The following is a 15,552-nucleotide window of genomic DNA, read 5'->3' on the forward strand; positions in this document are numbered from 1 at the left end:
TTCCCGATGCTTATTGCTTCAGGCCACCACCAATTTGTATTTGTATATCTTCGTGTCATTATTACACAAATTTATAAAAAAAAATAAATAAGCAAACTTTTTGTGACAAAAAAACAAAAATTCACCTTATTTCTTAATCATTTAATAAATCAGGACGTCTTTCTTGTGTTCTTTTTAACTGTTGTTCATCTTTCCATGCAGCGATTTTTGCCTCATGACCGCTAAGGAGAATATCAGGTACTTTGTGGCCTTTCCAGTCTGCAGGGCGTGTATAGATAGGCGCATCAAGTAATCCATCCTGAAAAGAATCTGAAAGCGCGGATGTTTCATCCGACAAAACTCCGGGTATCAGGCGAATAACAGCATCTGTAACAATTGCAGCGGGAAGTTCACCTCCGGACAATACATAATCACCAACTGAAATCTCTTTTGTTACATAAATATCGCGGATACGTTGATCTATTCCCTTATAATGCCCACAGAGAATCATCATATTTCCTTTTGTCGATAATCCGTTCGCAATATCCTGATTGAATGTTTCACCGTCGGGAGTCATATAAATGATCTCATCATATTCCCGTTCAGATTGGAGTTGCTCAATACACTTGGCAAAGGGTTCTATTTGAAGGACCATACCCGATCCGCCCCCGTACGGATAATCATCGACACTTTTGTGTTTATTTGTTGAATAGTCCCTTAAATTGTGAACATATATTTCAGCCAAGCCTTTATTCTTTGCTCGTTGCAAAATAGAGTGTGCAAATGGACTTTCCAAGAGGTCAGGTAAGACCGTAATAATATCAAAACGCATGGGGCAAAGATACACAAAAATGCACCATTGTCTATTTATAAGATTGATTCGCTTATCTTTGTGCCAAAATTAAGTGTATATACAGTGATTGACGTAAATAATATTTCTGTTTCCTTTGGGGGAACAACTCTTTTTTCAGATGTATCCTTCTCCATCAATGAGAATGATAAGATCGCATTGATGGGTAAAAATGGTGCCGGTAAATCCACCTTACTGAAAATTATCGCTGGAGTGGGTAAACCTACTACAGGGAATGTTGCAGGGCCGAAGGATGCCATTATAGCCTATTTACCGCAACATTTGTTGACAGAGGATAACGTGACTGTTTTTGAGGAAACGTCAAAGGCTTTCGAAGAAGTCTATGGTATGCGTGATGAGCTGGAAAACCTGAATGAGCAATTAAATATCCGTACAGACTATGAGTCTGATGATTATATGCAATTGATCGAACGTGTATCCGAATTAAGCGAAAAGTTCTATTCGATTGAGGAAGTTAATTATGATGCAGAAGTTGAGAAGGTCCTGAAGGGGCTCGGTTTTGAGCGTTCTGATTTTACAAGACAGACTTCTGAGTTTTCCGGTGGTTGGCGGATGCGTATCGAATTAGCTAAAATATTGTTGAAGAAGCCGGATTTGATTCTATTGGATGAACCTACTAACCACATGGATATCGAGAGTATTCAATGGTTGGAAGATTTCTTGGTCAATTCGGCTAAAGCAGTTATCGTTATTTCGCACGATAGGGCATTTGTCGACAATATCACCAATCGGACCATTGAGGTGACGATGGGTCGGATTTATGATTATCGTGCCAAATACAGTCATTACCTGGAATTACGTCAGGAACGTCGCCAGCATCAGCTAAAAGCGTATGAAGAACAACAACGCTTTATTGCGGACAATCAGGAGTTTATTGATCGTTTCAGAGGTACTTATTCTAAAACATTGCAGGTACAATCACGTGTAAAGATGTTGGAGAAACTGGAAATTATCGAGATTGATGAAGTGGATACCTCCGCATTGCGTCTCAAATTCCCACCATCTCCGCGTTCGGGTCAATATCCTGTTATTGTTGAGGATCTAACCAAAGCTTATGATGAACATGTTGTGTTTCAAAAAGCAAATATGGTTATCGAACGTGGTGAAAAGGTTGCTTTTGTCGGGAAGAACGGTGAGGGTAAATCGACCATGATCAAAGCAATTATGGGTGAGATTGATTTCGAAGGTACGTTAAAAGTTGGGCACAATGCAAAAATTGGCTATTTCGCACAGAATCAGGCAGCCTTACTTGATGGTGAAATGACTGTTTTTGATACCATTGATCAAATTGCAGTAGGCGACGTCCGTGTTAAGATGAAAGATCTTTTGGGGGCTTTCATGTTTAGCGGCGATGATACAACTAAAAAGGTGAAAGTATTATCTGGAGGAGAGAGAACGCGTTTGGCGATGATAAAATTGTTGTTGGAACCGGTCAATGTATTGATTCTCGATGAGCCGACAAACCATTTGGATATGAAGACAAAGGACATTATCAAAGATGCTTTAAAAGATTTCGATGGTACATTGATCCTTGTTTCGCACGACCGTGACTTTTTGGATGGTTTGGCCGAGAAAGTCTTTGAATTCGGAAATAAACGTGTACGGGAGCATTTTGAAGATATTAAAGGTTTCTTGGAATACAAGAAGATGAGTAGCTTGAAAGATATTGAACGTTAGCATCTAGATAAACGTCGTGTAAAACCCGATAGGGGCTCAGTTATAAAAAGCGGCTTTTTTATATAAAAGCCGCTTTTTTGTATTTTAAAGGAATATTAATCGAGTCTTCAAGCTTTTTTGCCTTAATCCCAAAGTGTGTGAAAGATGCCTTCCCGATCAATGCGTTCATAGGTATGTGCACCAAAATAGTCCCGTTGTGCCTGTATAATATTTGTCGGTAATTTTTCCGATCGATAGGCATCAAAATAAGAGAGTGCGTTTACGTATCCGGATACGGGTATCCCGCTTGCGATAGCATCTTTCAATACCTCGCGAAGGCTGGCCTGCGTGCTCAGCAGCTTTTGCGCAATGTTGCTATCGAGTAGGATATTGCGCAAGTCCGGATTAGCTGCATAGGCTTTTCTAAAATCCTCGAGCAAAGCCGCGCGGATAATGCAGCCGCCGCGCCAAACTTTGGTTACCACCTGTAAGTCTAACTCATAGCTATAGCTTTCCGATGCAACAGTAAGCTGTGCCAAACCTTGCGCATAGGTCGTGATGATCGCAAAGTACAACGCATTTTTTAAGCGAGAAATGAGCGTTGCTGCTGGGAGATCAACCGCTTGTCCATCCCATTTAAGTAATTTTGCTGCCTCCAAACGTTCGGGTTTATATTTGGACATATCGCGCATATTGACCGCTGCATCAATCACCGGCACTGGCACCTGTAGATCCATCGCATTTTGCGAAGTCCATTTACCCGTTCCTTTTGATCTTGCCCAATCTGAAATCAGGTCCACCAAATACTGGTCACCTTCTTTCTTCTTCAGAATCTGAGCGGTAATCTCAATCAAGAACGAGTTTAGTTCGCCCTTGTTCCATTCTTCGAAAGTCTGCTGTATGGTTTGGGTGTCAAAACCATATAATCTTTTCATCAGGTCATAGGTCTCTGCAATTAACTGCATGATACCGTATTCGATACCGTTATGCACCATCTTTACATAATTTCCGGCCGACCCGTTGCCTAAAAATTCCACACAGGGCTCGCCCATTACCTTGGCCGAAACCGCCTCAAATATTGGCCTTAGTCTTTCATATGCCTTTCGGTCGCCACCGGGCATCAAGCTTGGCCCACGACGAGCCCCACTTTCTCCTCCAGATATGCCCATTCCGAAGAAATGTATACCCATCCCGGAAAGCTCATTAAATCTTCTGTCCGTATCCGCGAAGTACGTGTTTCCGCCGTCGATGAGTATATCTCCTTTATCCAAAAGCGGAACAAGACTGGCAATCGCCATATCAACCGGCTTTCCGGCCGGCACCAATAGCATGATTGCTCGGGGTTGTTGCAAAGCCCCTATAAACTCTTCTACCTGGGTTGTCGCTTTGATGCGATGTCGTTCTCCTGCTTCAGCTTCCAATGACTTCGCTTTCTGTGGATCAAGGTCTAGCCCTGCTACCGCGAAACCGTTGTCGGCCATGTTCAGCAATAAATTACGTCCCATTACGCCGAGTCCAACTATTCCAAAATCGTAATTATTCTTTTTATCTATACTCATCGTTTAATACCGTTTTTCTAAGTTGAAATTTACCATTTTTGTTGATACTATGAAAGACAATTATCAGCAGATTGGTGTGCGGTACTTTCTTCGCTTCAATTACTTCGCTGGTATTGAGCCTTTTGTTGTAAACCAACAGATAATCCGTATATTGAGCTCTCCTAAACATCAATTTTATTTATGATCATTGGATTAGACATTGGGACATCATCTGCGAAAGCTGTTGCATTTGACTACGCAGGTAACATCTTGTCGCAGCATAGTATACCTTATCCTATAATAAACCCGGCGGAAGGCTGGTATGAGCAAGATCCGGAGATTGTTTATGGTGCATGTATTGATTCTATTATGCATGTCATGATTAGCTTAAAGCAATCTAGTGGGGAGATACCGAAACCTGTATGTATTTCGGTGAGCAGTGCTATGCACGGGCTGATCGCTGTTGACTCGATGGGACAGCCACTTAGCAATTGCATTATATGGGCAGATCGCAGAAGCGAGCATATTGCGGTAGCTTTGGAGGCAAGTGAGGCGGGCAGGTTGCTTTATCAGCAGACGGGTACACCAATACATCCCATGTCTTTGCTTTGCAAATTAATGTGGATAAAGTCCAATGATCAAAAATTATTTGCTCAGTCACACAAGTTTATCGGTATCAAAGAATTTCTTTTTTACCGGCTCTTTGGCGTGTATGTGGTCGATCATTCCATTGCATCTGCAACAGGGCTTTTCGACATACATCACCTAAGATGGTCTGATCAGGCGTTAAGCTTGGCGGGCATATCGGAAGCACAGCTAGCATCGCCAGTTCCGGTCGATTATATTTTAAATATGCCTCGCCGAGAAATTGCGGCCTTGATGCACATCCCCGAAGATACCCCTTTTGTTATAGGTGGTAGCGATGGTTGTTTGGCTAATCTCGGAGTAGGAGCTATAAGTCCTGGAGTGGCTTCGGTAACGGTCGGTACCAGTGGAGCTATTCGCGTAGCAAGCTCGCAGGCAAATCATGAAAAAAAACAAAGACTATTTACCTACCTACTGAGACCAAATGAATATATAATTGGTGGTGCGGTTAACAATGGCGGTGTATTACGCAACTGGTTTCGGGACAACTTTTTGAGCGAATATACCCAAATGGAAGCAGATGGAGATCCTTCGGCGTCGTTAAATGCTTTGATCGACTCTGTCGTTCCGGGGGCAGAAGGCTTGATATTCTTGCCCTATCTAACTGGTGAACGGGCACCACATTGGAATTCCAATGCTAAAGGCGTTTATTTTGGAATACAGTTGCATCATGGTAGGGCTCACTTTGCACGTGCCATGATGGAAGGGATGTTGTTTGCAATTTACAGTGTGGGAATCGCATTAGAGGAGAACACCGGTCCCATTCATACGATCTTTGCAAGCGGCGGCTTGGCGCGTTCATCGTTGTTGGTGCAGATGCTTGCAGACATTTTCAATAAACCTGTATTCACCAAAAATACAGTAGAAAGCTCTGCATGGGGAGCAGCATTGATAGGCTTGGAAGCCTTGGGTATTCAGGGAGGTGAGCCTACTATAAAAAACAAACAAGCGGAAGCAGAGCACGATACCGAGCACGATTATAAACCGAGTGCGGAGAATCACGCTGTTTATATGAAGAACTTCAGGAAATTTGAACGCCTATACCATATATTGGAAGGTGAGTTTTAACTAAATATAAATTATCATGCCTCTAATCATCGTTATTTTGGGAGTAGCTTTACTACTTCTTTTAGTTACCGTTGTCAGGTTAAACACGATCTTTTCATTACTGATAACCTCTGTTGCGGTCGGTTTTGCTATGAATATGAGTGCCGTCGACATCCTTAAATCTGTTGAAACCGGAGTGAGTACCACTATGGGCCAGTTGGCACTATTGTTGGCTTTCGGGTCTCTATTGGGAAAATTGATGGCGGAGGGTGGTGCTGCAGAAAAGATTACAACGGTACTAACGGCTGTATTTGGCAAAAAGAACTTACCTTGGGCAATGGTTCTCACGGGCTTTTTAGTAGGAATTCCCTTATTTTACAATGTCGGTTTTATCGTCTTAGTACCATTCGTTTTCATGGTATGTGTTTCCAATAAGATGCCCTTGCTTTACGTAGCCATTCCGTTGCTGGCAGCGCTGTCCGTGACACACGGTTATTTGCCACCGCATCCGGGAGCTACGGCCATAGCGCTTACCTACAAAGCGGATATCGGTTTAACAATGGCCTATGGCATTGTTGTGGCAATTCCTGCCATCATTATCGGTGGGCCGCTCTTTGGCAGGATGCTTAAGGATATTCCGACCAACCCACCGACCGAGTTTTTTCCGGAACACAATCAAGCGGATAGGAAGGAGCTTCCCGGGTTTGCAATTAGTATATTTACGGGGCTTTTTCCAATAATTTTAATTGCTTTTGGTTCATTTTCCCATCTAATATTTCCAGAAGGCTCCTCTTGGCAGAAGGCACTGCGTTTCTTGGGTGACCCGGTGGTGGCTTTAATGATTGCATCGCTAATGGCGATGTACACAATGGGTATCCGCCAAGGCAAAAGTTTGCGGGAGCAGTCAGAAAGTGTGGAAGAAGCGATCCGCGGGATAATGATGATCCTTTTTATCATTGCAGCATCAGGCGCCTTTAAGCAAATTTTGGTAGACAGTGGTGTAGCGAATTACATCGCTGACCTAACCGCAGACCTGAGCTTGTCGCCTCTTGTACTTGCATGGTTAATAGCCGGTATCATTCGCCTAGTTATCGGTTCGGCTAGTGTTGCTGGGCTCACGGCAGCAGGCATTATGCTTCCCATTGTGCAGGCAGGAAAGGTTACTCCTGAATTAATGGTGCTGGCGACGGGAGCGGGTAGTCTTATGTTCTCACACGTCAACGATCCTGGGTTTTGGATGTTTAAATCTTATTTTGGAGTGAGCATGAAGGATACGTTTCGCTCATGGACGGTGATGGAAACGCTCGTTTCTGTTGTTGGATTGATTGGCGTCTTGATTTTACATTGGCTTGGTCATTGACAGCGAATGGGAAAGTTTCCTATTGTCATACATCTTTAGTTAATAATCTTACCTTTCTAAGCATTGCTTTTTTATAAACAACATAAACATGATCGTGTACTGTCACGGTAGCTCAACAAAGTGATTATATGAAGTAATCGTAAGGATATTTAGTAATAGCTCAAACGAATATTGAATTATACAGGCCCATAATCGGTTGATTATGGGCTTTTTTTTGACGGAAACCTTTGTTTGATTTTTTTTTCTTAATATCGTGACAATGAACCGAATTTTTGTTGTTCTAAAATTATGTGGAGATTACACCGATTTTATATACATTGCTTAATCCTGTTGGTAAGCTGCCTATCTGGGTTACCGTCTTTTGGACAATCAATTGCTTATACAGTAGACAATTTGCCCAGTCCAAAAATAAAGGGGCAGGATTATTTTGTGTCCAATCCCGATGGGATTCTATCTTCGGGTACAGTGGCGGAATTAGATGGTTTATCAACGCAGATTGAGGCTACTACAAAAAGTGAATTTGCCATCGTTGTGGTGAATGATTACGTTGGCGACAGTGATTTCGAATTTGCTTTAAAATTATTCAATGCCTGGGGGATCGGTAAGAAGGAAAGTAACAATGGGCTTTTGTTGTTTATTGCTAAAGACCGACATGAATACCGTTTTATCACTGGGTATGGTATGGAAAGCATTTTGCCCGATGCTTATTTAAAGCGCATTGGCGAAAAGTATCTCGTACCCAATTTTCGGAATGAGGATTACGACCGCGGTGTTATGGAGGCTTCAGAATTTATAAAGACCATCCTTACCTCACCGGATAGTAAGGCCGAGCTGGAACGCTTAATGCCAGAGGCAACACCGGTCTGGAGCTTTAAAAGTCCAATCCTGCGAAATTCACTGTTGGTTTTAGGTTTGTTTGCAATCTGTTATATCTGGTTGGGTGAAGTGACCCGAGCGATCAAAGGGAAGTTGACCAAAAAAAGTAAATATTTCCCGCCTTTAGCCAGTGGATGCGGCTGTATGGGAATAGTAATGTTTATCTCGGTGTTTATCTGTGCATTTGCCCTCAATAATTTTGAGGAGGTCTATCAGTGGAAAAATTTACCTTATTTTATTGGTGTTTTTGGTAGTATCACCTTGGCGATGAAGTATAATGCAAGTCGTACGCAGATTGTCAATTCTTATCAGGACGAAGAAAATATACAAAAAGCTTTGCGCAAATTTCGTGTCTGGGGCTTAGTTCCGCTATTGCTTAGTCCATTGGCGCTATTTGATCTCATTGGATTGAATAAACGCATTCGGAAGAATCAACTTCGATTGGCTCCTCCAGATCAATCTGGACGTTGGTTGCGCATGAATAAGGATGATGTGTCTACCCGAGAAAGTGCATACCTGGATAAGGGGCAGCTTTTGGAGGAAAAAATCGGTAGTCGTTCGTACGAAATATGGATAGATCAGACGACCAATGAAACAAAGCTGGTTCCCTGGGATGAAAATGTTGGGTTCAGTGATTGTCCTGCATGTCATTACAGAACTTTTGAGACCGGGCGTACCAAGACGATACGTGCAGCAACGTATAGTTCGCAGGGATTGGAAGAACGCTTTGACTTATGCAAGAACTGTGGACATCGGGTATCCCATGGTGAACATTCAACTCCAGTTAAAGTGCGCTCAACATCGAGTAGCTCTGGCGGAGGATCGAGTAGTAGTGGCGGTGGTGGTAGTTTTGGTGGCGGATCTTCTGGTGGCGGTGGTGCAGGCGGAAGATGGTAATCCGTAATTTAGGGCAAAAAAAAAGGTTTCCAAACGGGGAGAATGAAAACCTTAAATAACCAATTATAAACCTAAATTATGATGACACAAATATAGTGTATTTATTACACTATGCAAATTTTTTTTAAAAAAAATAAAAAATAAGTTACAGCTAGCGCTATATGATTTCTGTTTATAAATTGAAACCAAAATTTCAGCAGTTGCTGATGCCGATCTTGAACTTTTTGCATCAAAGGAAGATAACGGCCAATCAAATTACAATTGGATCGATCGTATTCTCGTTGATCATTGCTTTGTTTTTTTGGTATGCTGATCGTTTCCCGATTTTCTTTTTGGTCCTGCCAATCGGATTGTTATTCCGCATGGCCTTGAATGCCTTAGATGGTATGATGGCGAGGCTTTTTAATCAGACCAGCAAGACCGGAGAGGTTTTGAACGAAGTCGGAGATATTGTTTCGGATGTCGTGCTATTTTTTCCTTTGTTGAAGTTTCATCCGGAAAGCGTGTATCCAATCGTCGCTTTTATTGTCTTGAGTGTTGTGAATGAATTTTGTGGATTGATAGGGAAGGTAATTGCCAATGATCGTCGTTACGATGGGCCGATGGGCAAAAGTGATCGTGCTTTGCTGTTGGGCGTATATGGAATTTTAGCATTATTGCATATTTCTATCGTTGCTATTTCGGGCTATATTTTTGGCGTTTTGTGCTTACTCTTACTTTTGAGTTCGGTAACTCGATTGAGAAAGGCTTTGGCGCATGGCTGATGCCAAGGGCAAGTTTGCAGATGTTCCTGTTCGTGTTAGAAGCTGGGGTTACATTGTCTTGGTGCTGGCGGTTGCTTTCGTCCCACCAACATTATCACCTTTGTTTGTTGCCTGGATAACCTTTCAAGGGATGTGCGAATTTGCGCGTATGTTTATCCCTGAATGGAAGGCGAATCCATTTGTATTTCTTTCCATGGCATTGTTGCAAGCGTTGCTTCTGTACTTTTGTTCCTATCAAGAATATTTAGTGTTGGCCAGCTTCATGTGTTTAGGGACTGCTTTATTTTTCAAATATGGTTTAAAGGTTAAGAAGGGAACTGTATTTGGACTGTTTTTTGGCGCCGTAGCTTGTTTGCTTGCCTTTAGCCATTTAGCTTTTATCCGATCCATTAAAATGGATGGCATCGCGTTCCTAGGACTAAAATTAATCGGATATATTGTTGTGTTAACGGAACTGAATGACGTCTTTCAATACCTGATGGGCAAGTTTTTTGGCAAACGTAAAATCGTTCCGCGTATTAGCCCAAATAAGACAATTGCTGGATGTGTGGGCGGTATCGGCTTAACAATTATACTGAGTAATTTATTGGGGTATTTCCTACTGCCTTTTCAGAATTTTCTATACTTTTCGTTGTTCGGTTTGTTCTTCGGTATTTTGGGATTCTGGGGAGATGTTCTTTTTTCCTATCTGAAAAGGAAGGCAGGAGTGAAAGATACTGGAACATTGATTCCCGGGCATGGTGGCTTATTGGACCGTATCGATAGTCTGATCTTCAATGCGCCACTGTTTTATGCTCTGATTATCCTGTTGTTGGGGAATTAATAAAATTTGACGAATGTAGTAGAGAGAAGGTTAATTAAAATTTCAATGTGATGGCTTATCAACGTGCTGTTTTATTTTCAGGGGGTGGAACGCGGTTCAGTCTATATCTGGGCATGTACGCTGCGTTAGATGAGCTGGGCTTAAAACCAGATCTGCTTATAGCAAGCTGCGGCGGTTCAATGGCAGTCGCTGTTATACAGGCCTTTGCTACACATGAAGCCCGCAAGTACTATCTACAATCTGAAGAATTTTATTGGTTTTTCTTGCATCATCGGCTCACTGAACAGCGTCGTTTGGGGAAGCTGGGCGTGTATGTTTTGAAAAAACAGCTGAACAAAAAACGGGCGCCCTTTATCGAGGATGTCTTTAATCGCTATCTCGTTGATATGGAACAGGATCTTTCCTTACTATTGCCTACTTTAGATAGACCATTCTCGGCAGCAATACCGGCACTGGTGGTCGGCGCTAAAATGCTGTTCAGCCCGTCTGAAGTAGGGCAGCGGCGTGGAGATCGGAAACTCTATCAAAAAATGCTGATGGGAACTAAGGATGTATTGGCCAATGTGCCTATTGAGGCAATAGGCATTGCGGATGAGAATTATGTGCACAGTGCAGTGGCTGAAGAAGTTCATTTGAGCGCTGAATTTTCTGTACTACAGGCGGCCCGTATTTCGATGTCCGATATGTTTTATATTGAACCTGTATGTTCCAATAATACCCATTACGCTGGTGGAGCAATTGATCTCGTTCCAATGGAGCTAGCAAATGTGCTTGCTGAAAACATTATATGTGAGCGAAAACAACCTTACAAACGACAAGAAGAAGCGTTGGTGCGGGCAGTATTGGGCTTTAGCGGAAATAAACGGTTAGCAGATTTGGAACAACATTTTCCGTATGCACATTGGATAGATACACAGGATACCGCGAAACAATTAGCTGGGAAATACTGTAAAAAAGGAATTGATTGGCGTAAACTTGAAGTTACGCTTTCTTTCCCGAGAGATCTGGAAGAATTTGCTGAAGCGATGGAAGCGCAATGGAACTATGGCTATGAGGTGACATTAAAATCATTGAAATGAAAGTATTTATTGCCGGTGGCACAAGTGGAATAGGCCTTGCGTTGGCCAAGCGCTACCTCGAACAGGGAGCAGAGGTCGCTGTGTGTGGTCGTGATCTGACGAAAGTGTCAGCATATTCCTGGACGCATAGCCTTAAAAGTTTTGAAGTAGACGTATGTCAATTAAACAGTCTGCAGGATGCGGTCAGCACATTTTGTGCACATTCATCTTTGGACCTCTTTATCAATTGTACCGGGAGTTACGCAGATGACGTTGCTCAACAGATAAGTTATCAGGAGGCGGTTGCCATGCTACAGGTGAATATGATGGGTACGATAAATTGTTTCGAAGCGGCAAGAATGGTTATGCGGGGTCAGTCGGAAGGACAGATTGCAATCGTCGCATCGGTATCGGGAACGCTTCATTTTCCCAATTCAAGCCTATATAGTAAGACCAAGCGTGCTGCAATCCAAGTGGCTGATGCATATCGGAGGGCACTCCAGCCGTATGGAATTGCGGTTACTGTTATCGCCCCGGGCTATGTTGATACGGATAAACTGAGAGCGCTCAATAAGCAAGATTTGTCTAAAAAACCATTTTTAATACCCGTAGACGACGCTGCACAGCGTATAATGGCAGCTATCGAACAGAAGAAGAAGCAAGTAGTTTTTCCGAAGCGTATGAAGTGGTTAATGGCATCGCTGGGACTACTTCCAAATATCGTATTGAATAAAATTATGTCGAGGAAGGCCAAATGGATGAAAAACGACTGAAAAATAGGGGACTGCAATTTGCTGTTTTCCTTTATTGTGCGCTATTTTTCCAGTTGACTTATTCTGCTGCTGCGGTCCATGCTGCAAATCAGACTACTGTATCTTCGTTTGTGTTTCCTTTTGAACACTTTATGCCGTTCGTTTCTTGGATGATTATACCCTACATGAGTAGCGGTTTGTTCTTCGCTGTGGTTCCTTTCTGTTGTCGAAGTCGAGAAGAGCTTTGGGTCTATACGAAGCGTTTCAGTTTCATTACCATCTTCTCTATTTGTTGTTTTTTTATTTTCCCTTTGCGATTTTCCTTTGTTCGGCCTAGCGTTGAGTATCCAGTTTTTGAATTTTTCTTCGCCTTTTTGGGGAAGTACGATTCCCCATTTAATCAAGCACCTTCGTTGCATGTGGCCTATGCATGTCTGTTTTGGTCGGTGCTCGGTAGGCAGCTAAAAGGATGGAAAAAAGGGGCTGTGAGAATTTGGCTGCTGCTCATGGGGATTGCTACACTCACCGTTTATCAGCACCATCTGGTGGATGTGCTGACCGCATTGATTTTGGTTCATATGGGATTCGTTCTATTCCCATCTCCATCGGGACTGCTTCATGACAGTACATTATCTATGTTAAAGGCCGGGAATTTGCCCTTTTTGGCTGGTACCGAAAAGGCAAATTTATACGAAAAGACGAAATTAGACCTCGAAGCGGAGATTTGTCGTAGAAACCAAAGAATTGGTAACGTTTACTATGCCATTGGCTGGAGTTTATTGTTAATGGCATTGTGGGGCGGAGTTCATGCTTTTGGAATATATCTTTTGTGTTGGCCATCCCTGGTCTGCATTGCGGTAGGAAGGAATTATGTTATCAATAATCCAAGGTTTTTAAAAAATGAAAAAGGTTGGATACCTGGATTTAAAAAATGGTTTTATTGTCCATATCAATGCATATATTGGTTACTGTGGCGTTTTGTCAGACGCAGCAATAATCCGCCTTTATTTGAAATTTTACCAGGTTGTTATGTGGGGCCGAGGATGACTGCAGGAGATCTCCGTGTGCTTGGTCTGAATAAGCATCTGGTTGTTTTTGATCTGGCTGCTGAATTGGAAGAAATACCTATTCTACATTTGGAGAAAAACTATCATTCGTTTCCATTGTTGGATATAGCAGCAATTAAATTGTCGGATGCCGAAAGGATATTGGCAGCGCTCGTAATCAGTTATCAACAATTGAAGCGAGGTGAAAATATGATTATACATTGTACAATGGGTTACAGCAGGAGTATGATTTTTGCTGTTCTATTGTCACAAAAAATATTATCTTTAGATTTAATGGATGCTATAGATCGGGTTAAATCTCATAATAAGCATCTTGTATTGCATAAACATGCACTTGAGTTGATGGAGGTGCTGGTCGAGAGAAATAGCTAGACGGTCCTTTGCATGATCTTTGTTATGAAATATACTATTTGATATTAGTACGTAAAAATTATACATGAAATCAGGTTACTTCAAGAGTTTTGATCAAGGAGAGTTATTATATCGCGTTTGGAATTATCAGGCCGGACAGCGGGCGTTGGTCGTAATGCACCGTGGGCATGAGCATTCGGAACGTCTGCAGGAGATGGCTACGGATCCCCAGTTTGCCGATCATTCCATCTTTGCATTTGATTTGCGCGGACATGGTTATACGAAAGAACCAGTTTCACCGATCTTTATGGATTATGTGCGGGATTTGGATAGTTTCGTTCATTATATAGGTCGTGAATATTTGGTTGATTCGAAAGACATTTTCGTTATCGCCAATAGTATTGCGGGGGTTGTTGTCAGTGCGTGGGTACATGATTTTGCGCCTAAAGTCGCGGGCATTGCATTGTTGGCACCTGCATTTGAAATTAAATTATATGTGCCCCTAGCCAATCAGATGATTGCTTTGGGAACAAAGCTAAAAAAAGATCTGATTATCCAGAGTTATGTTAAATCGAAGGTATTGACTCATGATGTGGATCAGCAGAAAGCGTACGATGCCGATCCGTTGATTTCCAAATCTATCAATGGCGCTTTGTTGGTTGATCTATTAAAAGCCGGTGAGCGAATCGTTGAAGACGCAGCGGCGATTGATATCCCTGTGATTGTCCTTTCTGCTGAAAAAGATTATGTTGTCAAAAATTCGGTGCAGAAAAAATTCTTTGTGACAATAGCTTCAAAGTTGAAGACTTTTATCACTTTACGTAATTTCTACCACGGGATTCTATTTGAAACAAATCGGCAGAAAGTTTATCACTATCTGCGAAATTTTATCGACAAGGCCTATGCCCGACAAAGTCCTGAACTGACGCTTGAACCCGATGAATTTTCGGTGAAAGAGTATGAACAATTATACCATAAGTTACTTCCTGCAGGTGAAAAATTGAATTATGCTGTCCAAAAATGGGCATTAGGTAAAATAGGTTCCTTAAGTAAAGGAATGAATTTAGGCCTGCAGTTTGGATTTGATTCGGGGATATCGCTGGACTACGTCTATCGCAATGAATCGCAGGGAAAAAATCGCTTCGGCCGTATGCTCGACCGGGGTTATCTGGAGGCGATTGGATGGAAAGGAATTCGCATTCGAAAACAGCACTTATTACAGTTATTGGAAGAGAATATCGCGAAGGTCAAAGCTGCTGGAAAGGCCGTGAAGATATTGGATATTGCTGGCGGTACTGGAAATTACTTATTTGATATCAAAGAGAAATATCCCGAAGCCGAAATCGTGATTAATGAGTTCCTGTTGTCCAATATTGAGGTGGGAGAGAGGATTATCCGTAGAAATGGATTGCAGGGGATACGATTTACCAATTACGATTGTTTTGATCCAGCTACTTATTCCAAACTGGAATTTGAACCTAATATTGTTATTATCTCAGGCATCTTTGAACTTTTTGGCGACAATGAAATGGCAAGTAGGGCTGTAAAAGGTGCAACTTCGATTTGCGAAGCAAGCAGTCATTTGGTTTATACTGGACAGCCATGGCATCCACAGCTGAAGATGATTGCTTATGTGTTAAACAGCCATCAGAAAAAAGATTGGGTGATGCGCCGTCGTTCGCAGAAAGAATTAGATCGTCTGATGGCTTACAACGGAGTCGTTAAGGAACGTATGTTGATCGATGACTTTGGTATATTTACGGTGTCTTCGGGAACGGTAAAGTGGTAGCCAGTATCTTAGCAGTGAAAAGTTATGCCTTTGTTTAGGGTAATTAATGATTATTCCAGCTAACGCTTCCTATTGCGTC

The 15,552-nt window shown here is 42.2% G+C and carries 13 protein-coding genes; 10 read left to right on the plus strand and 3 right to left on the minus strand.

What is annotated here, in order from left to right; all coding sequences use genetic code 11:
- Positions 1–133: 133 nt before the first annotated feature.
- Positions 134–811, minus strand: a complete 678-nt coding sequence (trmD, locus tag AAW12_RS16880) for a tRNA (guanosine(37)-N1)-methyltransferase TrmD (protein ID WP_046674821.1) — start codon at positions 809–811, stop codon at positions 134–136.
- A gap of 84 nt (positions 812–895) precedes the next feature.
- Between trmD and AAW12_RS16885 the strand changes: the two genes are divergently transcribed.
- Positions 896–2,527 (plus strand): ABC-F family ATP-binding cassette domain-containing protein, encoded by a 1,632-nt coding sequence (locus AAW12_RS16885; RefSeq protein WP_046674822.1) that lies wholly within the window; start codon positions 896–898, stop codon positions 2,525–2,527.
- Positions 2,528–2,649: 122 nt separating this feature from the next.
- Here AAW12_RS16885 and gndA read toward each other — a convergent pair whose 3' ends face one another.
- Together gndA and AAW12_RS26310 are read right to left on the minus strand one after the other, a co-directional pair.
- Positions 2,650–4,065, minus strand: a complete 1,416-nt coding sequence (gndA, locus tag AAW12_RS16890) for an NADP-dependent phosphogluconate dehydrogenase (RefSeq protein WP_046674823.1) — start codon at positions 4,063–4,065, stop codon at positions 2,650–2,652.
- Positions 4,052–4,234, minus strand: coding sequence for a hypothetical protein (locus tag AAW12_RS26310; protein WP_156167683.1), 183 nt, complete (start codon positions 4,232–4,234; stop codon positions 4,052–4,054). Before AAW12_RS26310 ends, gndA begins: the two co-directional genes overlap by 14 nt.
- Before the next feature lie 11 nt (positions 4,235–4,245).
- Between AAW12_RS26310 and AAW12_RS16895 the strand changes: the two genes are divergently transcribed.
- The 9 genes from AAW12_RS16895 to AAW12_RS16935 all read left to right on the plus strand — a co-directional run bounded on the left by AAW12_RS16895 (position 4,246) and on the right by AAW12_RS16935 (position 15,473).
- Positions 4,246–5,757 (plus strand): gluconokinase, encoded by a 1,512-nt coding sequence (locus AAW12_RS16895; protein ID WP_046674824.1) that lies wholly within the window; start codon positions 4,246–4,248, stop codon positions 5,755–5,757.
- A gap of 16 nt (positions 5,758–5,773) precedes the next feature.
- Entirely contained in the window at positions 5,774–7,096 is a 1,323-nt protein-coding gene (locus AAW12_RS16900) for a gluconate:H+ symporter (RefSeq protein ID WP_046674825.1), read from the plus strand.
- A gap of 288 nt (positions 7,097–7,384) precedes the next feature.
- Positions 7,385–8,869 (plus strand): TPM domain-containing protein, encoded by a 1,485-nt coding sequence (locus AAW12_RS26510; RefSeq protein WP_046674826.1) that lies wholly within the window; start codon positions 7,385–7,387, stop codon positions 8,867–8,869.
- 179 nt (positions 8,870–9,048) lie between these two features.
- A complete protein-coding gene (locus AAW12_RS16910; RefSeq protein WP_197084073.1) occupies positions 9,049–9,633 on the plus strand; it encodes a CDP-alcohol phosphatidyltransferase family protein in 585 nt (194 codons plus the stop codon).
- Positions 9,626–10,456, plus strand: coding sequence for a phosphatidate cytidylyltransferase (locus AAW12_RS16915; protein ID WP_046674828.1), 831 nt, complete (start codon positions 9,626–9,628; stop codon positions 10,454–10,456). Before AAW12_RS16910 ends, AAW12_RS16915 begins: the two co-directional genes overlap by 8 nt.
- A 50-nt stretch (positions 10,457–10,506) precedes the next feature.
- On the plus strand, positions 10,507–11,535 hold the full coding sequence (locus AAW12_RS16920; protein WP_046674829.1) for a patatin-like phospholipase family protein: 1,029 nt from the start codon (positions 10,507–10,509) through the stop codon (positions 11,533–11,535).
- On the plus strand, positions 11,532–12,287 hold the full coding sequence (locus tag AAW12_RS16925; protein ID WP_046674830.1) for an SDR family NAD(P)-dependent oxidoreductase: 756 nt from the start codon (positions 11,532–11,534) through the stop codon (positions 12,285–12,287). The genes AAW12_RS16920 and AAW12_RS16925 overlap by 4 nt, the downstream gene beginning before the upstream one ends.
- The gene (locus tag AAW12_RS25670) at positions 12,269–13,705 is read left to right on the plus strand and encodes a phosphatase PAP2 family protein (RefSeq protein WP_053003769.1); all 1,437 of its coding nucleotides are present in this window, start codon (positions 12,269–12,271) and stop codon (positions 13,703–13,705) included. The genes AAW12_RS16925 and AAW12_RS25670 overlap by 19 nt, the downstream gene beginning before the upstream one ends.
- Positions 13,706–13,769: 64 nt before the next feature.
- Entirely contained in the window at positions 13,770–15,473 is a 1,704-nt protein-coding gene (locus AAW12_RS16935) for a bifunctional alpha/beta hydrolase/class I SAM-dependent methyltransferase (protein ID WP_046674831.1), read from the plus strand.
- Positions 15,474–15,552 lie beyond the last annotated feature (79 nt).

Source organism: Sphingobacterium sp. Ag1 (assembly GCF_000988325.1).
GTDB lineage: Bacteria > Bacteroidota > Bacteroidia > Sphingobacteriales > Sphingobacteriaceae > Sphingobacterium.